This is a genomic window from Paenibacillus mobilis, assembly GCF_058267595.1.
In genome coordinates, this window is record NZ_JBZCMS010000003.1 from 257,308 (window position 1) to 279,406 (window position 22,099).

A 22,099-nucleotide genomic window follows, 5' to 3' on the forward strand; every position below is an offset into this window, starting at 1 on the left:
GTTGGTTGACAGGCGGATGTTCCGGCAATAATGAGAATTCGGAGAAACGAGAATAGAATCGACTCCCATACAGCAAACTAGGCAAAGTCTTACAGGGAGGGACTGCACATACCGCCATTTATTAACGGACAAGGGAGCCGTCTAAACAGGAATCGCCCAATCGCAGCCAGCCAGAATCAAGCCCATCATAGAAGGTTGGAGGAGTGGCGATATGAACAAAAATTGGTTTGAAGCATCCACCGTGGTGCTCTTCATTTTATTGCTGATTGTGAAGCTGCCTGTATCCGAACAGGATTCGCAGCCTGAGTTGAAGGTCAGCTCGGCGAATGTCCGTCTTAATGTCAAGGATTACGGTGCTAAAGGCAACGGGAAAACCGACGATACGGCGGCGATTCAAAAAGTGTTCCGGCAGGCCGCGGGAGGCGGCAGGACGGTTTATTTTCCCAAGGGCACCTATATCGTGGACAGCACCAAAGATTTGATTATCCCGGCGGGGACTACGGTTACGGGAGACGGCGCGGCTTCCGTGCTTAAGGCCGGGACCCGAGCCTTCGGCTGGGAGCTGCTTAGGGCAGCCGGCTCGGATATTTCGGTCAGCCGGATGACCCTAGACGGCAGCAACCAGGTCAACCGGATCCTGGTGGTAGGCGGGAGCAGCGAAAGGGTCAGCTTGTCCGGCCTGACGGTGGCCAACGCCTCCCAGAACAAGGATCCGAACGCGGAGGGATACGGCGAAGTTGTCTGCGGCATCGTAATTTACGGGAATACAAGGCAGGTTACGGTCAGCGGGGTAGAGGTGAAAAATATCGTTGCCATCAACTCCCGCATCGGCGATCCTATCGCCAGGGGGATCTATGTGACGGCGGCCTGGGGGTCGCAGGAAAAGGTGGCCCGGGAGGTTACGATCCAGGGTTCGTACATCCACCATATCGGCCCGGCGGATGACGGGGACGGCATTTATTTTGAGGATCCCGGCATGGACAGCGGACGCGGGGAGGATTCCTCGAGCGTTATTGCCGGCAACCAACTGGATCATGTGGCAAAACGGGGCATCAAAATCTATGCCCAAGGCATCCGGGTTCAGGGCAACCATATTACAAACTCTTATCTGAACAATAATATCTATCAGGGAGGAGCCGATAAGGGGAAAACGGCGCCGGACATGTACGCCGGGATCAGCCTGTACGGCAGCAACAACACGGCCGAAGGCAATGCGATTGACGGCGTAGGCAGCTATTATGCGGCGATCGAGGTGTCGGCAGGGACGGCGGTCCATCAGATTACGATCGCCAATAACAGCATTACAATGGGGGCGCAAAGCCATATTAAAGGCACCACCGCCATCCGGCTGGGGAGCCTGTCGGACTTTAACGTGAGCGGCAATTCGATTACGAATGGAGAGAAAGGGATCTGGACCTGGCAGAACGCAGCGAACGGGGTTATCAGCGGCAATGTGATTGTCGTAAGGCAGGGCGGGGGCATTGATTTGTCCACCTACCTGCAGGGATATACGCAGGAGAATATCCAGGTGCTGGGCAATCAAATCACCGCGGGCACCTTCACTATCCGCCAAGGATCCGCCAACCGGAATGTAGTCATCCGATAGATTTCTTTAAAAATAAAGAAGAAACGGCACTATATAGGTCTTTAGACCTAGAATAGGTGCCGTTTTTTTTTAATAGAAATCTGAGGAATACAAGTTTTGAAGCGGTCCGGTGAACCTCCCGGCAGAAGACATGGCAACCTGTTTAAGAGATTTGGAAGACTCGGCGGACCAGCCGGGGAACCGGGTATAGGGCCGAGGTTATGAAAGGCAGGGACCGGACAGGCCGGGATTGGACAGAGGCCATGAACCGATTGAGGAAATGAATGGATGGATGACATGCTGAATCAGGGTTTTTTCGTCATATCGATTGACTTTGAACTGTATTGGGGGCTGCGGGACGTCATGCCGCCGGACAGATACGAGCAGGAGCTGCTCCGCGAACGGGAGCTTATTCCGCAGGTGCTGAAGCTGTTCCGGGAGCAGGGCATACATGCCACCTGGGCCACGGTAGGGCTGCTGTTTCTCCGTCATCAACAAGAATTAGGCTATTATCTGCCATCCAGAATCCCCGCCTACAAAGATCCCCGTTTATCCCCTTATCCGGCTTTGCACGGCGGGGAGGTCGGTGAGGATGAAACCGCAGACTCCCTGCATTATGGGGCTTCCCTTATCCGGCTGATTGCGGAAACGCCTTACCAGCGCATCGGCACCCACACCTTTTCCCACTATTACTGCAAAGAGCCGGGGCAAGTGGCGGAAGATTTTGCAGCCGACCTGGAGGCGGCCGTTCGGGTCGCCGGGCGGGAAGGGATCTCGCTGGAGAGCATCGTTTTTCCGAGAAACCAGTTCAGGGCGGATTATTTGCGGGAGCTGGCCAAGTCCGGCATCCGTTTTTACCGGGGCAATCCCGACCATCCCTTATACCGGGACGGATACAGCCGCCGCGATCCGCCGATGAAACGGCTGCTGCGCCTGCTGGATGCGTATCTGAATCTATCAGGCTGCCACACTTACGTCCCGGAAGTCCGGGGAAGTTTCACGGGAGGGAGACCGCCTGAGGAAGACCCCCCGCAGACGGAGCCGCTGAACCTGCCGGCCAGCCACTTTTTCAGATCTTATGCGCGGGGGTTGCGTCTGCTGGAGCCGCTCAGGCTGCGAAGGATCCAAAAGGCCATGACTTATGCGGCCCAAAATCGCAGGATCTATCACCTTTGGTGGCATCCTTATAACCTGGCCGACCGGGACGGCCGGAATTTCAAGCTGCTGGAGCATATCGTGGCCCACTATAAACAACTCGAGCAGGCCTACGGGATGAAGAGCGCGGGGATGGAAGAACTGGGCAATCGGATTACGGGAAGGGAGGATGAGACCCCATGAACGGAGTTTTTTTGGGAAAAGCCTTGGGCAGGCATTATATAGCTTTTATTATCACGCTTCTGGTCTGCATCGGTTCCGCCTGGCTGGTCAATCTGCTGGTCAAACCGAGCTACCAGGCGGAGGCCAGTCTGGTGGCCAACATCGGCTCCACGGACAATTCCGGGACTTACAATGAATTTTTGGCCAGCCAGATGCTGACGAAAACGTACGAGAAAGCGATCCAAAGCCGCTATATCGCGGATGAGGTCGTAAGCAAGCTGGGCCTGAAGCAGTCCGCCTATGAGCTGCTCAAAACGATCAACGTCCGCACGGATCCCGGCACCCTGGTGATTATGCTGTATGCCAAAGCCGATGATCCCAAACGGGCCGTCGAGGTGGCGAACGCTTTTGCGGATTCTTTCATTACCGACTCGAAAAACATCGTCCAGAACGCCAACGTAACGCTGCTGGACAAGGCCGATCCGCAGCAGGCCTCCATCCCGGTCAGCCCCAAAAAAACGTTTAACCTCGCTTTGTCCGTGCTGATCGGTATTTTTGCCGGCTTAAGCGTCGCGGTGGGACTGGAGAAACGCCAGCTTTCCCGCAAGAAAGCCAGGCTGCGCCGGATCGGGGTAGAGATGCCGGAGCTGTCGGCTTGAATGGAGACCCCGACAAAGCTGTAACCAGGATGACGAACAGAAAGGAAGGTACCGCCTATGATTCATTTCGGAATTGCCGGCTGCGGCCATATTGCAAACAAACATATCGAAGCGATCCGGCGGACGGACGGGGCGGTGCTGGCCGCGGTCTGCGACACGGACGCCGATCGTTTGAAGGAGGCGGCCGGGCGAACGGGCGCGCCGGGATATCTTTCGCTGGCGGAGATGCTGGAATCGGAGCCCAGGCTGGATGCCGTCTGCATCTGCACGCCGAGCGGGCATCATGCCGAGATGGCCGTCATGGCTGCCCGGATGGGCAAACATGTGGTCATCGAGAAGCCGCTGGCGCTGACCGTGCAGGACGGCGAATGGATCGCGGAGGCGGTCCGCCAAAGCGGGGTGAAAGCGGCCGTCGTGCACCCGAACCGCTACCGCCCTGCGGTACGGGAGCTTAAAGCGGCGCTGGATCGCGGGTTGTTCGGCCGTCTGGGCCATGTCAGCGCCGTGGTCCGGTGGAACCGGGAGCAGGCTTATTATGATCAGGCGGCCTGGCGCGGCACGAAAGCGCTGGACGGCGGCGTCCTGATGAACCAGGCGATTCACAGCCTGGACCTGCTGCTTTGGCTGTTCGGAGACGTGCGGCAGGTCAGCGCGATGGCGGAAACCCGCCTCCGCCGCATGGAAGCGGAGGATACGGCGGTGGCGCTGCTCCGGTTCGAGAGCGGCGTATTGGGCACGGTCGAAGCTTCGACGACCGTCTATGCCGGCAATCTGGAGGAGTCGGTCAGCGTATTCGGCGAAGACGGATATGCGGTTATCGGCGGCCCGACCGCGAGCTGGATCCGCCACTGGCAATGCGGCGCCATGAGCCGGGAGGAGTCGGCGGCATTGATGCGGCTGGTGGAAGCCGATCCTTACGGGATCCCCGGACACGAACAGATCATCCGGGATATGACGGCGGCGATCGCGGAGGACCGCGAGCCGGCGGTAACGGTAGAGGACGGGCTGCGCCCCGTCCGTCTGATCGCCGGTCTGCTGGAAGCATCGGAAAAGCTGGCGGGCTCGTTGACGGGCCGGCTTAGTTAAGACGGATAGAGGATAGAACTATTCAGCTGTTCAAAATGGGGGAAAGCGAATGCTGCGGGAATCGGTATCGGTCAAACGGGAGCGGAACAAGGAAGAGCTGCTTGCCAAATTAAAAAACAAGTCGGCGGTCATCGGCGTCATCGGGCTTGGTTACGTCGGGCTGCCGCTGGCGGTGGAGAAAGCGAAGGCGGGTTACCGCGTCATCGGCTTTGACGTCCAGGCCGCCAAAATCGACATGGTTAACCAAGGCACCAATTATATCGGGGACATCGTGGACGATGATTTAAAGGAAATGGTGGCTTCCGGCCAGCTTCGGGCAACGGCGGATTACGCCTTTCTCGCCGAGGTGGACGCGGTGGCGATCTGCGTGCCCACGCCGCTGGATACTTACCAGCAGCCGGATACGAGCTACGTGGAGAATTCGGCTGCCGAAGCGGCGCGTTACTTGCACCCCGGCATGCTGGTCGTGCTGGAAAGCACCACGTATCCCGGGACGACCGAGGAGCTGGTCAAACCGGCGCTGGAGCAGTCGGGGCTGAGATGCGGCGAAGATTTTTTCCTCGCATATTCGCCCGAGCGGGTAGACCCCGGCAACCGGACCTTCCGGACGAAAAATACGCCTAAAGTGGTCGGCGGCGTTACCCCGGCCTGCTCGGAGGTCGCCGCGGCGCTGTACCGGGCCGTTCTGGAGGGCAGCGTGCATGTCGTCTCCAGCCCTTCGGTCGCCGAGATGGAGAAAATCTATGAAAATACCTTCCGCCATATCAACATCGCGTTGGCCAACGAAATGGCGGTCTTGTGCAGCCGCATGGGCATCAACGTGTGGGAAGTGGTCGAGGCGGCGAAGACGAAGCCTTATGGGTTTATGGCTTTTTACCCCGGCCCGGGCCTTGGAGGACACTGCATCCCGATCGATCCGTTTTACCTGACCTGGAAAGCCCGCAAATACAACTACCATACCCGGCTGATCGAGCTGGCGGGCGAAATCAACCAGGCGATGCCGGAGTTTGTGGTCCAGCGGACCGCTGAAATTTTGAACGAACGGAGGAAACCGCTGAACGGCTCAATCGTTCATGTGCTGGGCGTGGCGTACAAAAAAGACATCGACGACTGCCGGGAATCCCCGGCGCTGCACATTATCGGCCTGCTTGAGGAAAGAGACGCCCGGGTGCGGGTAAGCGATACGCATATTTCAAGCTTCAAAAGGGGCGGGAAGATTTACGAATGCGTAAGGGTATCCGAGGAGCTGCTGGAGGAGGCCGACATCGCCGTGATCACGACCGACCATACCGGCTTTGATTACGGGCTGCTCGCGGACAGCGGGACTCCGATTTTTGATACCCGGAATGCTTTTCAGGATAAACGAAAGCCGGAGCACTACTATTTGCTGTAGCCAATGGGAAAAGGAGAAGAAAAACGATGGGGTATTTTGTGCATCCGACGGCGGTGGTTGACGCCGGTGCAGTAATCGGGAACTGCACCAAGGTCTGGCACTTCAGCCATATTTCCGCCCGGTCGGTGATCGGACAGGCCTGCAGTCTGGGGCAAAACGTCTACGTAGCCGACCGGGTCAAAATCGGCAGCGGGGTCAAAATCCAGAATAACGTTTCCGTTTATGAGGGCGTAGAGCTGGAAGATTACGTGTTTTGCGGTCCCAGCATGGTGTTCACAAACGTGCGGACGCCGCGGGCGGCTTTTCCCCGGAATACGAGCAGCGACTACTACCGGACGTTGGTAAAAAAGGGGGCCTCCATCGGGGCCAATGCCACCGTGGTCTGCGGCGTAACAATCGGCGAATGGGCGTTTATCGCCGCCGGCGCCGTCGTGACGCGGGATGTTCCGGCTTACGCCTGCTTTGCGGGCGTGCCGGCCAGGCAGACCGGATGGGCCTGCGAATGTGGGAGCCGGCTTGAATTCAAGCTGGAGGAAGCGTTTTGCCGGGATTGCGGCCGGTCCTACCGGATGGAAGACGGCCGCGTCGTCAAAATAAAGGAGGAGTAGCGATGGGAACTCGGAGGTTGAGCCGGGAGCAAATTCCCGTCCTCGATTTGAACCGGGAGGTCCGGGAGCTGAAACCCCGGATTTTGCAGGCGGTCGAGGAGGTATTGGACAAAGGCGTTTTTATTATGGGCGAGCAGGTGAAACGGCTGGAGCGGGAATGCGCGGCCGAACTCGACGCTGCCTTTGCGGTTGCGCTGAACTCGGGTACGGATGCGCTGATCATTGCGCTTCTGGCTGCCGGAGTCGGGCCGGGGGACGAGGTGATTACGACCCCGTTTACGTTTTTTGCCACGGCTGAAGCCATCAGCCGGGTTGGCGCCGAGCCGGTGTTCGTGGACGTGGATGAAGGCACGTTTAATCTGGACGTGACGAAGCTGGAGCAGGCCGTAACGGAGCGGACAAAAGCGGTTATTCCCGTACATCTGTTCGGGCAAACGGCCGATATGAAAGGATTAATGGCGATTGCGGAGGCCCATGGGCTGATGGTTATCGAAGATGCCGCGCAGGCGTTTGGCGCCGAGCATCTGGGGCGGAAGGCCGGGACGATCGGTCATATGGGGTGCTTCTCCTTCTTTCCCTCCAAAAATCTCGGCGCCTACGGCGACGGGGGCATGCTGGTCACCAATGACGAAGAGCTGGCGGCGAAAGCCCGAATGCTGCGGACGCACGGCTCGAAGATCAAATATTACAACGAACTAATCGGCCTGAATTCCCGGCTGGACGAGATACAAGCGGCCATTCTCCGCGTCAAGCTGCCTTATGTGGCGGAATGGAACGGGAACCGCCGCCGGGCGGCTTCCTTGTACGGGGAGCTGCTCGGATCTCTTCCCGGTCTGCATTGCCCTGCAGAGGTCCCCGGCCTGAAACATGTATACCATCAATATACGCTCCGGGTAAAAAACGGCCGGAGAGACAGCCTGCAGGCGGCTTTGGAAGAAGCCGGCATCAACACGGCCGTTTATTATCCGGTTCCCGTACACCGGCTGCCGGTTTATGCCGGGGTGCAGGTGCAGGTGTCTCTGCCCGTCGCCGAACGGCTGGCGGAGGAAGTGCTGTCGCTGCCGATCGGCCCTTATCTGGACGCGGAAACGCAGCTGTTCATCGCCGGAAATATATCCGAGCATCTCCGTTAACCACCCCTATGACAGCTTACCTGAAAAAGCTCCTGCTTGACCGCTTTATCCGCAACGTCGCCGTGCTGGCGGGCGGCACGCTGATCAGCCAGCTTCTGATCCTGGCGGCGCTGCCGCTTTTGACCCGGCTGTATACGCCCGGGGAATACGGCGCTTACTCCATGTATGTATCCATCATCGGCATGCTGCTCATGCTTGTATCCTGTGCTTACGAATATGCGATAACACTGCCGGAAGACGACAAAACCGCAGCGGAGCTTGTCCGCTTGTGCCTGCTGATTTGCACCTGCATGAGCCTGCTGGTGTTCATCCTGATGGCGCTGCTGCGCCAGCCTTTGGGCCGCTGGCTGAACGAGCCGGATCTGCCCCGTTACTTCGTTCTGTTTGCCGCCGGCTTGCTCGGTGCGGGTTTCTACCAGATTCTAAGCACCTGGGCGGTACGCAAACAGCATTTCCGCAAGCTCTCCCGCACCAAATACACTCAGAGCATCGGTCAGATCGGCGTTCAGCTTGCGTTCAGCCTGGCCCATCCGGGGCCGGCGGGACTGATTGCGGGGGACCTTTTGGGGCGATCAGGCGGGCTTGTCCCCCTGTGGCGGCAGTGGCTCCGGGATCGGGCGGACGCTGCCGGAAAGGGTTCCGAAACCGGAACGACGGCTGTCCATAAAGCGGCATCGGCATCCTTAATGAGGGCTGCGGCTGATAAACTGGGCCGTTTTATCAGCTGGGGCAGCCTTAAAGAGGTGGCCTGGCGGTACCGCCGTTTTCCGCAGTTGTCCCTGGCTTCAAATGTGCTGAACAGCGTCGGCATTTATTTGCCGACGGTGCTGCTGGCCTCCTTCTATGGGGCCGAAGCCGCCGGACTTTTTGCTCTAGGCCAGCGGATCCTCGGGGCTCCGATGACGCTGCTGGTCAGCGCCGTCCGCAGCGTTTATCTGGCTGAATCTTCGGAATATATGCTCAAAAATCCGGCCAAGCTGGTGCCGCTGTTTAAACGGACGGTGCTGCAGGTGCTGATCGCCGGAACGGGAATCATCGTTTTGTTTGTGGTCGCCGCCCCGCTGGCGTTCGGCTCCTTGTTTGGAGAGGAGTGGAACGGTTCGGCCGGTTATATCCGGCTGATGGCGGTCATGTATTTAGGCCAGTTCGCAGCCAATGCGGTCGGAACCACGATTGACGTCATGGAACGCCAGGATCTGCATCTGCTGCGGGAGGTGATCCGGACCGCGCTGGTTTTGGGGGCCATCCTGGGCGCCAAAGCCAGCGGGCAGCATGCCGGGACGGCGGTGCTGCTGTTCAGCGCCGCTTCAACCGCGGGTTATATGCTGCATTTGGCTTTGTCCTGGATCTCCATCCGGAAGTATGGATCCGCTCCGCCGGAAGCGGAAAGAAATACCGTTGTGGCACCGGAGGACCAAGCCGTTGACCAGGCTGTTGAAGTGGCAAACGAGGAAAAAGCCAAAGCCGTAAATGCTTAAGCGGTAAACGTTTAGCCGTTATACCCGCTAGTCAACCGGCAGCGAAGCGGCATCCGGACCGGTAAGCGGATCAGAAGGAGGAGAACTCGTCTATGCTGATTGTTCGTTCGCCCCGGCAGCGGTTGCCGGAAAGGGCTTATATCTATGAAGTGCTGCTGGGCGAGTTCCTTGGCCTGCCTTACCGGGTGGTGTACGAAGAGCGCGTCAGCATTGAAATTTCGGTGCAGGAGGTCAACGGGGAGGATCAAGGGAGCTTCGAGCGGGTTATTCGCTCTGGCAGGGAGGCCGACATGTTCGGGCTTGGGCAAGGCGAACTTGCCGGCGTTGGCGGCGGCATGGAAGGAGCCGTTTTAGAGCTTGCGGACGTGCTGCTGCAGGTCCCGGAAAGCGACTGGCTGAAGCCCCTGTCGCTGCCGAAGCTGCCGTTGGACCAGTGGCAGGCCGCGCCTGCAGCCGGACTAGGGGTTGAACTCCCTGCCGGACTGCTGAAGGCAGGGACGATTCCGGTTTTGTACGGACTCCGCTCAAGAAGCGGAGGGAGCCTAGGCAGCGTACGAAGCGGACGTTTAGGAAGCGAGTCTGGCCTTTGCCCGGACCGCCCTTATCTGGAGCGGATGCCGCACGGATTCTGGTGCGGGATCGATTTGTTCGGCGGCAGCTTTTTTATGCTGACGCGTTACGAAGAGGCCGTGGCCGACCCTGCGAACCGGGACCGGCATGACCGGGCCTCCGCCGCAGGTTCGATCGCTGCGCGGGCCGGGTTTCTGAACCGCCCCGTCGTCAACGAATACGCGGAGCTGCTGTGGGCGCTGCTTCGCCATCTATGGCCGGGTCTGCGGCGCCGGCCGCGCGGGTTTCGGCTGCGGGTCAGCCACGATGTCGATGTTCCTTATTTGTCCCAAAGGCGGAGCAAGCACAGTCTGCTGAAGGAAAGTCTGGCCGAGCTGCTCCGCCGCCGGAGTTTGGAAGGGGCCTGGCGGAAGGCGCGGATGGTATGGAAGCGCGAAGGCCGGTATGCGGCCGATCCTTTTAACCGTTTTGACTGGCTGATGAAGCTGAGCGAAGCGGCGGGAGTGCAGAGCAGCTTTTACTTTATTACGGAGGATACGGCCCCCGGTTTGGACGGCACTTACCGGATGGATGATCCAGAAATCCGCGCTCTGCTGCGGGAAATCCATTTACGCGGTCATAATATCGGACTGCATCCCGGTTATCACACCTATTTGCATCCGGACCGGATCGCCCGGCAGTTCCGGATGCTCCGCGAAGCGGCGGAGGCTGTGGGCATCCGGCAGGAGGCATGGGGCGGGCGCCAGCATTACCTGCGCTGGCGGGCACCCGATACGTGGCAGCACTGGGAGGACGCGGGGCTGGATTATGACAGCACCCTCAGCTATGCCGACCATGCAGGATTCCGCTGCGGGACCTGCTACGAGTATCCGGCTTTTAACCTGCATACCCGGCGGCAGCTTCACCTCCGCGAACGACCGTTGATCGTCATGGATCAATCCATCCTGCATCCCGCTTATATGGGGCTGCAGGGAGAGGGGGCCCTGCAAGCGATCCGGCGTTACTACGACCAGTGCGCCTTATACGAAGGGGACTTTACACTGCTCTGGCACAACAGCCAGCTGGTGCGGCGTTCAGACCGCCGGCTGTACCGGGACAGCCTGGAAAGGTTCGGGCGGGAAGACCGGCAGAATACAGAACGAATTACCGAACGGATTTATGAACAAATTACCGAGCAAAACGCCGGACGAAGCGGAAAAAGCGTTATTTTTAAAGAGTTTAAAGACAGAGCGAGAGCCAACCTACATAACGGCCAAAACAGCGAAAACAGTCAAAACGGACAAAACTTGCAGGACGAATCACCAGACAGCCGGGCCGTTCCCATCGGGCTTGCCGGCAGAAGATCGAGGAGGTGAAAAGCATGAAAATCGCTTATTTGGTTCATTGGAATGAAGGAGAGGAAAGCGGGGTGCTGAAAAAGGTTGTACACCAGCTTGCCGAATGGCGGCGGCAGGGGCATGAACCGGCTTTGTTTCTGTTTACCTGCCGGCCAAACGGGGATTGGGGCCGATTGTGCAAGGATGCGGGCGTAACGATTACGACCCAAACCTATAAGGGCTCCGGCGGCCGGATGACCGACTTCGGCCTGCTTGCCAAACAGATCCGAAAGTGGGGGCCGGATGTGCTTTACCATCGTTTTGATCTTTATTACCTTTCTCTTCCGGGCCTGCTTCGGGCGTTTCCCTCGGTGCTTGAGATCAACACCAACGACATGGCCGAGCTGCGGCTGGAGCAGGGGTTCCGTTATTATTATCACTCCTTCACCAGAAGCAAAGTGCTTTCGGCCGCCGACGGCCATGTCTATGTAAGCCGAGAGCTGTCGCAATGCGAGCATTACCGCCCTTACGCAGCCGCCTCCGCCGTAATCGGCAACGGCATCCGGCTTGCGGATTTTGAACCGCATGCCGGGGAAATGTCCGCCCGGCTCCCTGCGAATAAGGCGGGGGCTCCGGCAGGGCCGTCCAATGAAGAACCAGCCCACCCGGAGGCGCCGGACGAAGCGGACCTCGCAGATGCCGAAATCCGTCCTCTGCGTATGGTCTTTATCGGCACGGCCGGCCAGTCCTGGCATGGTCTGGATCACATCGCCGAGCTGGCCAGGCTGAAGCCGGAGTGGCGTTTCGACCTGATCGGGGTCGGATCCGAAGAATGGGACGGCCCCGCCGTCAATGCCAGTGCCGTTGCCGATACCGCCGCCAATGCCGCCGGTCAGGGCGGAGCCAAGCATAAGGCGGGTCATGCCGATCCGGCAAAACCGGGCGGTGCTTACGCCTTAGACAGCGCAGGACCTGGAGGTCCCGCCCGCGTCCGTGCTGCCGCCGTGCTGATGGCGGAGAAGCCCGGCCCGCCGCCCGGAGGAGGGGCAGGATGTCCGGCTCCGGCGAACCTCTTTTTCCACGGCAAAATGACCCGCAGCGCCTATCAGCCCCTGCTGGATCAGGCCGATATCGCCATCGGTACGCTGGCTTTATACCGTAAAGACATGAAGGAAGCGTCGCCGCTGAAGGTCAGGGAGTATTTGGCGAACGGGCTGCCGGTGATTATCGGCTATGAAGATACCGATTTTCCCGAAGAAGTGCCGTTCCTGCTGCGGCTGCCTGCCGAGCCGGACAATATCCGAAGCCATATCGGCCAAATTGAGCGGTTCGCGCAGGCTTGGCGGGGCCGCCGGATTGCCCGGGATCAGGTGGCGCATTTGGACACCCGTATCAAGGAGGCGGCCCGCCTCCGCTTTATGGAAGAAATCGCGGCCCGCCGGACGCCGGGGCCAGGGAACCGGCCATGACGGCGGAAACCGTACTGATTGCTTTGCTGCTGGCCAGTATGCTCGTTTTTCTCGCGCAAAGCGTGCTGCATTTGGGGCTGGTTCTGAATCCGGCCCTGCTGTTCGGCTTGTGCCTGTATTTCGATATGATCGGATTTTTCTATAAAAAAATCATGCCCGGCAACGCCCTCCTCATCCTCGTCGGATTTCCTCTCCTCCTCGTACTGATCATCGTCCTACAAAGGCCGCTCAGGCCGCTCGGCATGCTGAACAATGAAGGTTTATGGCTGTGGGCGGTCTTTTTCGGCTACTGCATCTTGTCCTTTGCCTGGTCGCCGCAGCAGTCGGGCGGACTGTCCAAGCTGCTGCTGCTGTTTGCACACGGCGTCATTCCGGGACTCTACACCTACGTTTTCTACAAAAAATACAACGTCTTCTCCTGGTCCTCCGCCGCCCTGTTCGGGTTCGCTTATGCCGTTGTCCATTTGACGTTTGGCGTGTATTCGGCCGAATATCCCGGACGGCTCACGCTGCCGGGGGACAACCCGATCTTTAACGCCCGCATATCGCTGCTGACCGTCACAATCTGCCTGTGGGGCCGGGGCATTCCGCTGTGGCTCAGGCTTGCAGCGGGCGGCACCGCACTTGTCTCGGCCATTCAAACGCAATCGCGTGGTCCCCTTGCTTTTTTTGTCCTCGCCAACCTGCTGATTCTCGGCTGGACGGTTTTTCGCCAAATTCGGACCAAAGGAAGCAAAGCCCGTTATCTGACCAGATGGCTGAAAGGGTTGTCGGCCATTCTGGTCGTCGTAGGGGCGCTGGCCTTTGCGCTCAGGGGGGAACTGGTGGAGGCGATTGAAGGCAGCCGATTCAGCGTGCTGATTGACAAAAATCAGCTTCTGGGTGACGACAACTACCTCGGCCGGGTCGGCCTGCAGCTCGAGGCACTTCGGACCTTTGAGGAGCATCCGTTTTTCGGGGTCGGGCTCGGCGGGCACACGCCGCCGGTAACCGATGAATTTCCGCATAACGTGCTGCTGGAGATGGCCAGCGAGCTTGGGATTGTCGGACTTGCCCTCTGGCTTGCCGCATTTCTTTATACGCTTTATGCGGCGAGGCAGCAGTACGTTTTGCTTGTGCTGCTCCTTCAGTCGCTGGGCTGCGCGCTCGTGAGCGGCGACTTCGGCTATAACTTTGAATACGTGTTTATCGCGATGGTCGCTTTGGCTTTCAAGCCAAAGCGGGAATATGAAGGAGCTGCCAAATATGAAGAAAGTTCTCTTTCTTATTACAGGGCTTGATTATGCCGGGGCCGAAGCGCAGGTCGTGCAGCTCAGCCGGATTTTCCGGGGAGCGGGTTTTATGGTCCAGCTGATCAGCATGATCGAACCCGCCGCTTATCTGGAGGAGCTGTCCGCAATGGGCGTAGTGGTACTGACGCTGGGCATGCGCAAGGGCGTTCCCGATCCGCGGGCAATTTTCCGGCTCCGCCGGCTGGTCCGCTCCTTCCGGCCGGATGTAGTGCACAGCCACATGGTGCATGCCAACCTGCTGGCGCGGATCACACGGTTGTTCGTGCGGATGCCGGTGCTGGCCTGCACGGCGCACAGCATGCATGAGGGCGGCCGGCTGCGGACCTGGCTGTACCGGTTGACGGACCGCCTCTGCGACGTCATGACGAATGTCAGTCAGGAAGCCGTGAACCGCTACATCGCCATCAAGGCTTCCCCGCCGGACAAAATCCGGCTGATGCCAAACGGCATCGATATGGAGCGGTTTGTCCGGCCCGCTGCCGACCGGGAGCGGCTGCGGCGGGAGCTTGGGGTGGAAGGGCGTTTTGTCTGGCTGGCAGTGGGGAGGCTGGCTCCCGAAAAAGATTATCCGACCATGCTCGAAGCGTTTGCCGCTGTCCGGAACATCTACTCCGATACGGTGCTGCTGATCGCCGGAATCGGCCCGGAGGCAGCGCGGCTGGAGCAGTGCTGCCGGGAGGCTGGGGTCGGGGAGCACGTCCGCTTCCTTGGGCTGCGCAGCGATATTCCGGAGCTGATGAACGGCGCGGATGCGTATCTGATGTCCTCCAAATGGGAGGGGCTGCCGATGGTGCTGCTGGAGGCCGGTGCCAGCGGGCTTCCGATCGTAACCACCGATGTGGGCGGCAACCGGGAGGTGGTGGAGCATGGCGTGAGCGGGTATCTGGCTCCCGCTTCAGAGCCTGATCGGCTGGCCGCAGAAATGCTCCGGCTGTTGGAATTGACCGCTCCGCAGCGGGCGGAGATGGGCCGTTTATGCCGGGAGAAGATCAGGCGGCAGTACGAGATCCGGGCGGTCGCCCGCGGATGGGAGGTGCTGTATGAACAAGCCGGACGCAAAAGAAGTCCCGGGAAGAAACCGGGAGGCGGAACCAAAGGCGAACGCAGCGGGCGCCGATTCGGACGGCAGCTGCCATGACTGGGAGGAAGAAACGGCAAGAACGGAAGGGGGCGCCGGCCTGGCAGGCACCGGTCCGGCCGGAGGGTGCGCTTCTAGCGAATCCAAGAGGGGAGACGCAACCTCTACCCGCCCCAAGGCCGCCTACGTGGCCACCGTATATTCGCATCTGGCCGCCTTTCATCTTCCCTTTATGGAGGATCTGCTGAATGAGGGCTACGAGGTGCATGCCTATGCGGCTCCGGACAGCCGGAGGGACAAGGTCGAGGAAGCGGGAATCAAATGCCGGGACGTTCCGTTCAGCCGGAATCCTGCCGCTTTAAGCAATGTGAAAGCGCTGTTATGGATGTACCGCTTCTTCAAACGGGAGGGCTACGAGCTTGTGCATGTCCATACGCCCAACGCGGGATTTCTGACCCGTCTGGCCGCGGCGTCGGCCCGGACCCGGAACGTTTTTTATACGGCGCACGGGTTCCATTTTTTCAAAGGCGCTCCCCTCCTCAACTGGCTGGTTTATTACCCTCTTGAACGATTGGCTGCCCGGTGGACGGATACGCTGGTCACGATCAACGGCGAGGATTTCGGACGCGCAAGCACTTTTAAGGTCAGGGGCCGGGCCGTACAACTGCCGGGCGTAGGCGTGGAGGAACAGGCTGGTCAGGCGCTTGGCCCTGAGGAACGGAGCGAGCTTTACCGCGAGCTGGCTATCCCGCGAGACACGTTTCTCCTGCTCTGCATGGCCGAGCTGAACGGCAATAAAAACCAGGCCCAGCTGCTGTATGCGGTCCAACGGCTGTTGCGGAGCGGCGTTCCCGTCTGCTGCCTGTTTGCAGGCGAAGGCGGACATGAGGAACGGTATAAGCGGCTTGCGGAGACATTGGGCATTCGGGAGGCTGTCCGGTTTTTGGGGTTCCGGAGGGACGGTTCCCGGCTGATGGCGGCTTCGGACGTGGTCGTGCTGCTATCCAGGCGCGAGGGGCTGCCGAAGGTGCTGCTGGAGGCGCTCAGCGCCGGCAAACCGGCCGTAGTCACCGACATCCGGGGCTGCCGCGATCTGGTCGCTCAGGGCAGCAACGGCTTTCGGGTCGGCGTCGGCGATGCGGCAGGAACGGCCAGGTCGCTAAGCCTGCTGTACCGCAACCCGGAGCTGAGGAAGCGGATGGGCGCAGACAGCCGAAGCCGCTTTGAGGCCTACCGGCTGGATCGGGTGCGTGAACGGGTGAAGGAGCTCTACCGGGACCGGGGAGCCGGGGGGGTTGGAGCAGGTGGATCAGGTGGGGACGGGCTGATCGCGATTAGCGAACAAACGGGCAAAAAGGGGGAGCAAATATGAAGCTGTTTCGGCTGGGCTGGCTGAAGCTGGCGGTGCTGCTGCTCGATGCGGGCGGGGTTTACGTCAGTTATCTGCTGGCCTATCAGTTGAGGTTCTCCGTCCGGATTCCGGCGGAAGAGTGGGCTTCTTTTCTGAATTATGCGCCATGGCTGGGCCTGCTGACGGCGGTAACCTATTATTTCTTCAACCTCTATGATTTTGCCGGAAGACGAAAACCCGTTTTGCTGCTGTATAACCTGGTGGTGGCGCATTTGGTGTTTGTGGCGGCCCTGATCGTCGTGAGCTACTGGCTGGAGACATTCAGCCTGCCACGTTCGGTAGTGGCTGGAGCTTTTGTGGTCCAGGTGCTGTTTACGTTTGGCCTGCGTCTTCTTCTCTTTTACCTTCAGGCGAAAGGAAGCGGCCGGAAAAAAACCGTGGTCATCGTCAGCGGCCGGCCCTCCGACCTGTTAATGCTTGAGAAGCTGCGGAAAAATGGAGCGCCATGGCTGGACATCACGCAGGTCGTTGCATTCAAGGCTTCAGACGGGGGGCCCTCCGGCTCCGGCTTCCCGGCGCTCTCTCTGCCGGGAGAGACCGACATCGATTGGGGCGAAGCCGAGGTTTTGATGATCGGGCAGGGCGTGCCGGAGGCCGTGCGCAGCAAGTGTATCCGGGAGGCGGGCGAACGGCAGATGGAGGTGCTGCTGATCCCGGATTTTTACGAGCTGTATCTGGTTAAGGCGGAAGCCCAGCAAATCGACGATCTGCTGGTCTATTCGATTATGCCTCCGCAGCCGACGCTGCCGGAACGTCTCGTAAAAAGGCTGCTCGACATCGCCTGCTCGTCCCTGCTGCTGATCCTGACCTCCCCGCTGCTGCTGGCTGCTCTGGTGTCGGTCCCAGCGACATCAAAAGGCGGGGCGCTGTACGTGCAGGAAAGGATCGGCCTTCTCGGCAGGCCGTTTAGGCTGCTCAAGTTCCGCAGCATGGTCGAGAATGCGGAGCAGGCCACCGGTCCCGTGCTGGCGGGGGACGGCGACAGCCGGATTACGGCGCTGGGGCGTTTCCTGCGCGCGACCCGCATCGACGAGCTGCCGCAGCTGTTTAACGTGCTGGCCGGCCAAATGAGTCTGGTCGGACCACGGCCGGAGCGGGCTTTTTTCATCGAGCAGTTCAAGGAGGAGCTGCCTTATTACAGCTATCGTTTGATGGTCAAGCCGGGGTTGACCGGCCTCGCCCAGGTGATGGCGGGTTATACGACTTCGCCCGCGGATAAACTGAGATACGACCTGATGTACATGAGAAATTATTCTCTGCTGCTCGATCTGAAGATCTTGTTTCAGACCTTTCTTGTTGTGCTCAGCCGGGAGCAGGCGCGGGGGGTGAAAGAGGCGGACGACGGCCGGCCGGCCGGAACACCTGTCGTACCTGTAGTGCCTATCGTGCCTGCGTCCGGCCAGCCGCCTATGCAGACGCCCGAACAGCCGTCTGCGTAAGGCAACGCCTAAGCAAGAGAAGGAAGGAGAGGAGGCTGACCGATGAGAAGCAAGAGAAGCAGGAGGAGCGATTCCAAACGCCCTCCTATACCGAAGACGGAGTCCGTTCTTCCGTGGAAGCCGCGCTTCAAACGTTTCGTGCTGATTGCCGGCGCCGTTATGCTGCTGCTTGCAGGAGTGTCTGCGGTCGCCTACGTCCGTCTGCTGCCGGGCCAGCATTTTCGGGAGGCCGATATTCCGGTGGTGGCGGTGCCGGAATCGAATGACGCCGGCGGGACCGGCTCAGGGGAAAAGGCTGAGCCTGCGGAAGAGGGCGCACAGGACGGCAGGGCCGGTGCTGCTGCGGACAGCGCAGGCGGCCTGAACGATGCGGGTCAAGCCGGCCAAGGCCCGCTTGGCACAGGTCTTTCGGCCGAAGACTCAATCGGAGCCGCCAACGGAGCGTCCGATGCGGCAGCATCGAATTCTCCTTCCGGCACCAAGTCCTCGTCAGGCCAGTCGGAAACCCGGTTTAATTTGCTGCTGCTCGGCATTGACGCCCGCTCGTCGGAGGATTCGCGAACGGACGTTATGATGCTGGCCCATGTCAACCTAGACCGGCATCTGGTGAATCTGGTATCCATTCCCCGGGACACGCGCGTGAATCTGAAAGGCGTTGGTTATACCAAAATCAACCACGCCCATCTGCTCGGCGAGCTGAAGGGAGGGGAGCATGCGGGCACGCTGGCTTCCCTTCAGGCGGTCAGCAATTTGTGCGGCTGTGCGATTAACTACTACATGAAAACCAATTTCGAAGGTTTTGTTCATTTTATAGATGCGATCGGCGGGCTGGATATTACGCTGGAGAACCCGGTGAAATTGACTTATGCCAAGATTACTCTCCCGGCGGGCAGCCAGCATTTGAACGGCGATCTGACGCTGAAGCTGGTCCAGGAGCGTCATTCCCTCGCTTCGGGAGACCTCAACCGGCAGCAGAATCAGGCGCTGGTGCTGAAGGCTTTGCTGCGGAATCTGCTCCAGCCGGACAATCTGGTGCGGATACCTGGGCTGCTGGGCAAGGTCAGGCAGGATATTTTGGATACGAATCTGAGCGACGGCGATCTGATCAGCTTATCTCTGCTGGCCAAGGATTTGCAAAGTGAAGATATCCGCTACGAGCAGGTCCCGGGACAGAGCGGCAGGGCTAAGGATCCTTTGGTCGGGAAGGAGCTGTATTATTGGATTCCGGATCAGGAGGCTTGGGCGGACCTTGCAAAAAAGGTTTTGGAAGACTAGTCTACTTTGGAAATCCCTTTCATATATTGGAGGACAAAAGCACTAATTGTGAATGGGAGAGTCGGGTACTATGAAAATTATCGTTACCGGAGGAGCGGGATTTATAGGTTCCCATACGGTAGAGCTGCTGCTGCGCCAGCAGCATGAGGTCGTGGTGGTAGATGACCTGGGGCAGGGAACACGCACGTTTTCCGGTCCGAGAGTGGCCTTCTACCCGCTGGATATCGGGTCCGCCAATTTGGCCGCCGTCTTCGCGCTGGAGAAGCCGGATGCGGTCATCCATTTGGCCGCGCAGGTCAGCGTGCAGCGTTCCCTGGAGCAGCCCTCCCTGGATGCGCGGCATAATATCGTAGGCACCGTAAATCTGCTGAAGCAGTGCGTGGATTACGGGGTGTCCAAGCTTGTGTTTGCTTCGTCGGCGGCCGTGTACGGCAACGTGGATCAGCTGCCGGTGGCCGAGGATACGACGGCCGCGCCGCTTTCTTTTTACGGAGCGTCCAAAAGGATGGCGGAATCGTACATACAGATGTTTTCGGAACGTTACGGCTTGAATTACGCGATTCTGCGGTACGCCAATGTGTACGGAACAGGGCAGAGCACCAAGGGGGAAAGCGGCGTCGTAGCCTCCTTTGTAAAGCAGATGCTGGAGGGCGGCAGGCCGTATGTGAACGGGGACGGGCGGCAAACGCGGGATTTTATCTATGTAAAAGACGTGGCCGCCGCCAATTCGGCGGCGCTGCACCTGGGCGACCGGGCTGTTCTTAATATCGGCAGCGGCCGGCAGGTTTCCGTAAACGAACTGTTCGGACTGATCCGGGAAGTCGGCGGAAACCGGGACCTGGAGCCGGAGTACCGTCCGGCCAAACCGGGAGATATCCGGGACAGCCTGCTGGATAACCGCCGGGCACTGGACGTGCTGGGGTGGGAACCGGCCTATTCGATGCTGGACGGACTTAAGGAAACCCTTCAATATGAAAAAGAACTGCGGGGAGAAATTGAGCTTCGTTTATAAGTAAAAAAGAATGAAATAATTGGATTTCCATGTGAATAATTGGAAACATTTTCCGTAATGGACCATAGAGTATAGAGATCATCCTCTTGGTACCAACGCTGTTCCTTCCCCTCTTGTGGCTGCGGGCAACAAGGCCGATAACCGTCCTGTTAATAAGGGCGGTTTTTGGCGTTTCGCGCGGCTCCGCTCGAACCCATGCCCATCCCTCTGCATACATATAACCACCGGACTTGTTGTTAGAGGTTCAGGCGGAAGCGAAGGGATGTGACAACATGGGTATTCATTTGACGGCCCTGCACTGGGTATATCTGGCCTTTATCGTTTTGATCATGGCGCTGCTGATCCGGCGGAGGGACACCACGATGATCTGCGTGGCCGGGATTTTTACGCTGGGTCTTATCGCTACGGAGACTTTAAGCGGCTCGGTTTCAGGCGTATTCAACTCCTTTATTTACGCGACCAAGGAATTGATGGGAACCATTATGATCATTTCCATTATTGTCGCGATGAGCCGGGTGCTGATCGTTACCGGCATTAATGAAACGATGGTGGCTCCGCTGACCCGTTTTTTGCGAACGCCGGCTATGGCTTACTGGGGAATCGGGATCATTATGATGATAACGTCCTTCTTCTTCTGGCCCTCCCCGGCCGTAGCGCTGATTGGGGCGGTGCTGCTTCCGGTTGCCATGCGGGTGGGGCTTCCGGCGCTGGGCGCTGCGGTGGCGATGAATTTGTTCGGCCACGGCATTGCTTTGTCCGGGGACTACATTATTCAGGGAGCGCCGAAGCTGACCGCCGATGCGGCCGGACTGCCGGTTTCGAGCGTGATGGAGGCCAGCATCCCGCTGGTTGCGGTCATGGGACTTGTAACGACCGTTGCCGCGTATTGGCTGATGCGGCGCGATATGAGACGGGGGACGTTCCGCGACGGTCTGGTTTCGGGCAGAAGCGGAACCAGCGCGCTGGCTTCGGCGGACAGCCCGGATAACACGCCTGCCGTTATTCGTCCCGCGGCCAAAAAGGCGCTTGCCATCGCGATTCCCGTTTTGTTCGCGATCGACGTTGCCGCCATGTTTGTGCTGCATCTGCAGGGAGGAGACGCCACGGCATTGGTTGGCGGTACGGCCATTCTGATCCTGCTCGCGGTGACGCTGTTTGCCCACCGGAATAAAGGTCTGGAGCAAATGACGTCTTATTTGATCGACGGTTTTGTGTTCGGGTTTAAGGTATTCGGGCCGGTTATTCCGATCGCGGCGTTTTTCTATCTTGGGGACTCGGCTTTCACCGAAATGTTCGGCAAGGTGCTGCCGGAAGGCTCGCAGGGCATCGTGAACGACCTCGGAGTCGCCCTCGCCCATGAAGTGCCGCTGAACGGCGCTGTCGGCGCGGTCACGCTGACGGTGACCGGCGCGATCACCGGCCTCGACGGCTCCGGCTTCTCGGGCATTTCGCTCGCCGGCTCGATTGCGCAGCTGTTCGCTACCGCGATCGGCTCAGGTGCGGCTACGCTGACTGCCCTCGGCCAAGTCGCCGCCATCTGGGTCGGCGGCGGCACGCTGATCCCGTGGGCGCTGATCCCGGCGGCTGCCATCTGCGGCGTCAGCCCGTTCGAGCTGGCCCGGCGCAATCTGAAGCCGGTGCTGATCGGCCTCGCCGTCACGACAGTGGTGGCGATGTTCCTGATTTAGCAGGACGGTCTTCGGGATTAAGCTGACCGCAAGCGTAATTTCTATTTCAAACCCCCCGCCAGGCAAGGGCATTCATGCCGTGGCGGGGGTTTAATTTTTTTCGGCATAGCTCTTTCTGTTCATCAAGTTTAAACCGTTCATTCTGCAGCAGGAAGAGCAGACGGTCCAGAGAGTCGGCGTCGCCGCGGCGTTCCGGCCGCACTTTTTTTCGACCGCCCAAAGATTTATAATGATCTTATCGAACACCAAGAGTCATGCGGACGTTTTATATATGCGGTTAAAAATTCACG

At 59.1% G+C, this 22,099-nt stretch carries 17 protein-coding genes; all 17 read left to right on the forward strand.

Translation table 11 applies throughout. The annotated features are described in order from the left end of the window. Positions 1–211 precede the first annotated feature (211 nt). The 17 genes from AC3ZPD_RS07490 to AC3ZPD_RS07570 all read left to right on the forward strand — a co-directional run bounded on the left by AC3ZPD_RS07490 (position 212) and on the right by AC3ZPD_RS07570 (position 21,809). Complete coding sequence (locus AC3ZPD_RS07490) at positions 212–1,606, forward strand: glycosyl hydrolase family 28-related protein (RefSeq protein WP_490983654.1); 1,395 nt, start codon at positions 212–214, stop codon at positions 1,604–1,606. 267 nt (positions 1,607–1,873) lie between these two features. Then, complete coding sequence (locus tag AC3ZPD_RS07495) at positions 1,874–2,923, forward strand: polysaccharide deacetylase family protein (RefSeq protein WP_490983655.1); 1,050 nt, start codon at positions 1,874–1,876, stop codon at positions 2,921–2,923. Further along, a complete protein-coding gene (locus AC3ZPD_RS07500; RefSeq protein ID WP_490983656.1) occupies positions 2,920–3,561 on the forward strand; it encodes a YveK family protein in 642 nt (213 codons plus the stop codon). Before AC3ZPD_RS07495 ends, AC3ZPD_RS07500 begins: the two co-directional genes overlap by 4 nt. 57 nt (positions 3,562–3,618) lie before the next feature. Further along, entirely contained in the window at positions 3,619–4,647 is a 1,029-nt protein-coding gene (locus AC3ZPD_RS07505; RefSeq protein ID WP_490983657.1) for a Gfo/Idh/MocA family protein, read from the forward strand. A 49-nt stretch (positions 4,648–4,696) separates the two neighbouring features. Beyond that, positions 4,697–6,040, forward strand: coding sequence for a nucleotide sugar dehydrogenase (locus AC3ZPD_RS07510; protein WP_490983658.1), 1,344 nt, complete (start codon positions 4,697–4,699; stop codon positions 6,038–6,040). Between the two features lie 26 nt (positions 6,041–6,066). Next, the gene (locus AC3ZPD_RS07515) at positions 6,067–6,648 is read left to right on the forward strand and encodes an acyltransferase (protein ID WP_490983659.1); all 582 of its coding nucleotides are present in this window, start codon (positions 6,067–6,069) and stop codon (positions 6,646–6,648) included. 2 nt (positions 6,649–6,650) lie between these two features. Continuing rightward, entirely contained in the window at positions 6,651–7,781 is a 1,131-nt protein-coding gene (locus AC3ZPD_RS07520) for a DegT/DnrJ/EryC1/StrS family aminotransferase (RefSeq protein ID WP_490983660.1), read from the forward strand. An 8-nt stretch (positions 7,782–7,789) separates the two neighbouring features. Next, positions 7,790–9,259, forward strand: a complete 1,470-nt coding sequence (locus AC3ZPD_RS07525; protein ID WP_490983661.1) for a lipopolysaccharide biosynthesis protein — start codon at positions 7,790–7,792, stop codon at positions 9,257–9,259. A gap of 92 nt (positions 9,260–9,351) precedes the next feature. Continuing rightward, positions 9,352–11,184 (forward strand): polysaccharide deacetylase family protein, encoded by a 1,833-nt coding sequence (locus AC3ZPD_RS07530; protein WP_490983662.1) that lies wholly within the window; start codon positions 9,352–9,354, stop codon positions 11,182–11,184. Between the two features lie 5 nt (positions 11,185–11,189). Then, positions 11,190–12,614 (forward strand): glycosyltransferase family protein, encoded by a 1,425-nt coding sequence (locus tag AC3ZPD_RS07535; RefSeq protein WP_490983663.1) that lies wholly within the window; start codon positions 11,190–11,192, stop codon positions 12,612–12,614. Beyond that, on the forward strand, positions 12,611–13,894 hold the full coding sequence (locus tag AC3ZPD_RS07540) for an O-antigen ligase family protein (protein WP_490983664.1): 1,284 nt from the start codon (positions 12,611–12,613) through the stop codon (positions 13,892–13,894). Before AC3ZPD_RS07535 ends, AC3ZPD_RS07540 begins: the two co-directional genes overlap by 4 nt. Next, positions 13,860–15,044, forward strand: a complete 1,185-nt coding sequence (locus AC3ZPD_RS07545) for a glycosyltransferase (protein ID WP_490983665.1) — start codon at positions 13,860–13,862, stop codon at positions 15,042–15,044. Before AC3ZPD_RS07540 ends, AC3ZPD_RS07545 begins: the two co-directional genes overlap by 35 nt. Continuing rightward, the gene (locus tag AC3ZPD_RS07550) at positions 14,947–16,356 is read left to right on the forward strand and encodes a glycosyltransferase family 4 protein (RefSeq protein WP_490983666.1); all 1,410 of its coding nucleotides are present in this window, start codon (positions 14,947–14,949) and stop codon (positions 16,354–16,356) included. Before AC3ZPD_RS07545 ends, AC3ZPD_RS07550 begins: the two co-directional genes overlap by 98 nt. Next, a complete protein-coding gene (locus tag AC3ZPD_RS07555; RefSeq protein ID WP_490983667.1) occupies positions 16,353–17,834 on the forward strand; it encodes a sugar transferase in 1,482 nt (493 codons plus the stop codon). Before AC3ZPD_RS07550 ends, AC3ZPD_RS07555 begins: the two co-directional genes overlap by 4 nt. 42 nt (positions 17,835–17,876) lie before the next feature. Next, a complete protein-coding gene (locus AC3ZPD_RS07560; RefSeq protein ID WP_490983668.1) occupies positions 17,877–19,109 on the forward strand; it encodes an LCP family protein in 1,233 nt (410 codons plus the stop codon). Between the two features lie 70 nt (positions 19,110–19,179). Continuing rightward, complete coding sequence (locus AC3ZPD_RS07565; RefSeq protein ID WP_490983669.1) at positions 19,180–20,121, forward strand: NAD-dependent epimerase/dehydratase family protein; 942 nt, start codon at positions 19,180–19,182, stop codon at positions 20,119–20,121. Positions 20,122–20,393: 272 nt separating this feature from the next. Beyond that, a complete protein-coding gene (locus tag AC3ZPD_RS07570) occupies positions 20,394–21,809 on the forward strand; it encodes a hypothetical protein (RefSeq protein ID WP_490983670.1) in 1,416 nt (471 codons plus the stop codon). Positions 21,810–22,099 lie beyond the last annotated feature (290 nt).

Excerpts from the sequence above, each read along its gene's own strand:
- AC3ZPD_RS07490 (WP_490983654.1), top strand. The coding sequence starts at position 212 with ATGAACAAAAATTGGTTTGAAGCATCCACCGTGGTGCTCTTCATTTTA.
- AC3ZPD_RS07495 (WP_490983655.1), top strand. The coding sequence starts at position 1,874 with ATGGATGACATGCTGAATCAGGGTTTTTTCGTCATATCGATTGACTTT.
- AC3ZPD_RS07500 (WP_490983656.1), top strand. The coding sequence starts at position 2,920 with ATGAACGGAGTTTTTTTGGGAAAAGCCTTGGGCAGGCATTATATAGCT.
- AC3ZPD_RS07505 (WP_490983657.1), top strand. The coding sequence starts at position 3,619 with ATGATTCATTTCGGAATTGCCGGCTGCGGCCATATTGCAAACAAACAT.
- AC3ZPD_RS07510 (WP_490983658.1), top strand. The coding sequence starts at position 4,697 with ATGCTGCGGGAATCGGTATCGGTCAAACGGGAGCGGAACAAGGAAGAG.
- AC3ZPD_RS07515 (WP_490983659.1), top strand. The coding sequence starts at position 6,067 with ATGGGGTATTTTGTGCATCCGACGGCGGTGGTTGACGCCGGTGCAGTA.
- AC3ZPD_RS07520 (WP_490983660.1), top strand. The coding sequence starts at position 6,651 with ATGGGAACTCGGAGGTTGAGCCGGGAGCAAATTCCCGTCCTCGATTTG.
- AC3ZPD_RS07525 (WP_490983661.1), top strand. The coding sequence starts at position 7,790 with ATGACAGCTTACCTGAAAAAGCTCCTGCTTGACCGCTTTATCCGCAAC.
- AC3ZPD_RS07530 (WP_490983662.1), top strand. The coding sequence starts at position 9,352 with ATGCTGATTGTTCGTTCGCCCCGGCAGCGGTTGCCGGAAAGGGCTTAT.
- AC3ZPD_RS07535 (WP_490983663.1), top strand. The coding sequence starts at position 11,190 with ATGAAAATCGCTTATTTGGTTCATTGGAATGAAGGAGAGGAAAGCGGG.
- AC3ZPD_RS07540 (WP_490983664.1), top strand. The coding sequence starts at position 12,611 with ATGACGGCGGAAACCGTACTGATTGCTTTGCTGCTGGCCAGTATGCTC.
- AC3ZPD_RS07545 (WP_490983665.1), top strand. The coding sequence starts at position 13,860 with ATGAAGAAAGTTCTCTTTCTTATTACAGGGCTTGATTATGCCGGGGCC.
- AC3ZPD_RS07550 (WP_490983666.1), top strand. The coding sequence starts at position 14,947 with ATGAACAAGCCGGACGCAAAAGAAGTCCCGGGAAGAAACCGGGAGGCG.
- AC3ZPD_RS07555 (WP_490983667.1), top strand. The coding sequence starts at position 16,353 with ATGAAGCTGTTTCGGCTGGGCTGGCTGAAGCTGGCGGTGCTGCTGCTC.
- AC3ZPD_RS07560 (WP_490983668.1), top strand. The coding sequence starts at position 17,877 with ATGAGAAGCAAGAGAAGCAGGAGGAGCGATTCCAAACGCCCTCCTATA.
- AC3ZPD_RS07565 (WP_490983669.1), top strand. The coding sequence starts at position 19,180 with ATGAAAATTATCGTTACCGGAGGAGCGGGATTTATAGGTTCCCATACG.
- AC3ZPD_RS07570 (WP_490983670.1), top strand. The coding sequence starts at position 20,394 with ATGGGTATTCATTTGACGGCCCTGCACTGGGTATATCTGGCCTTTATC.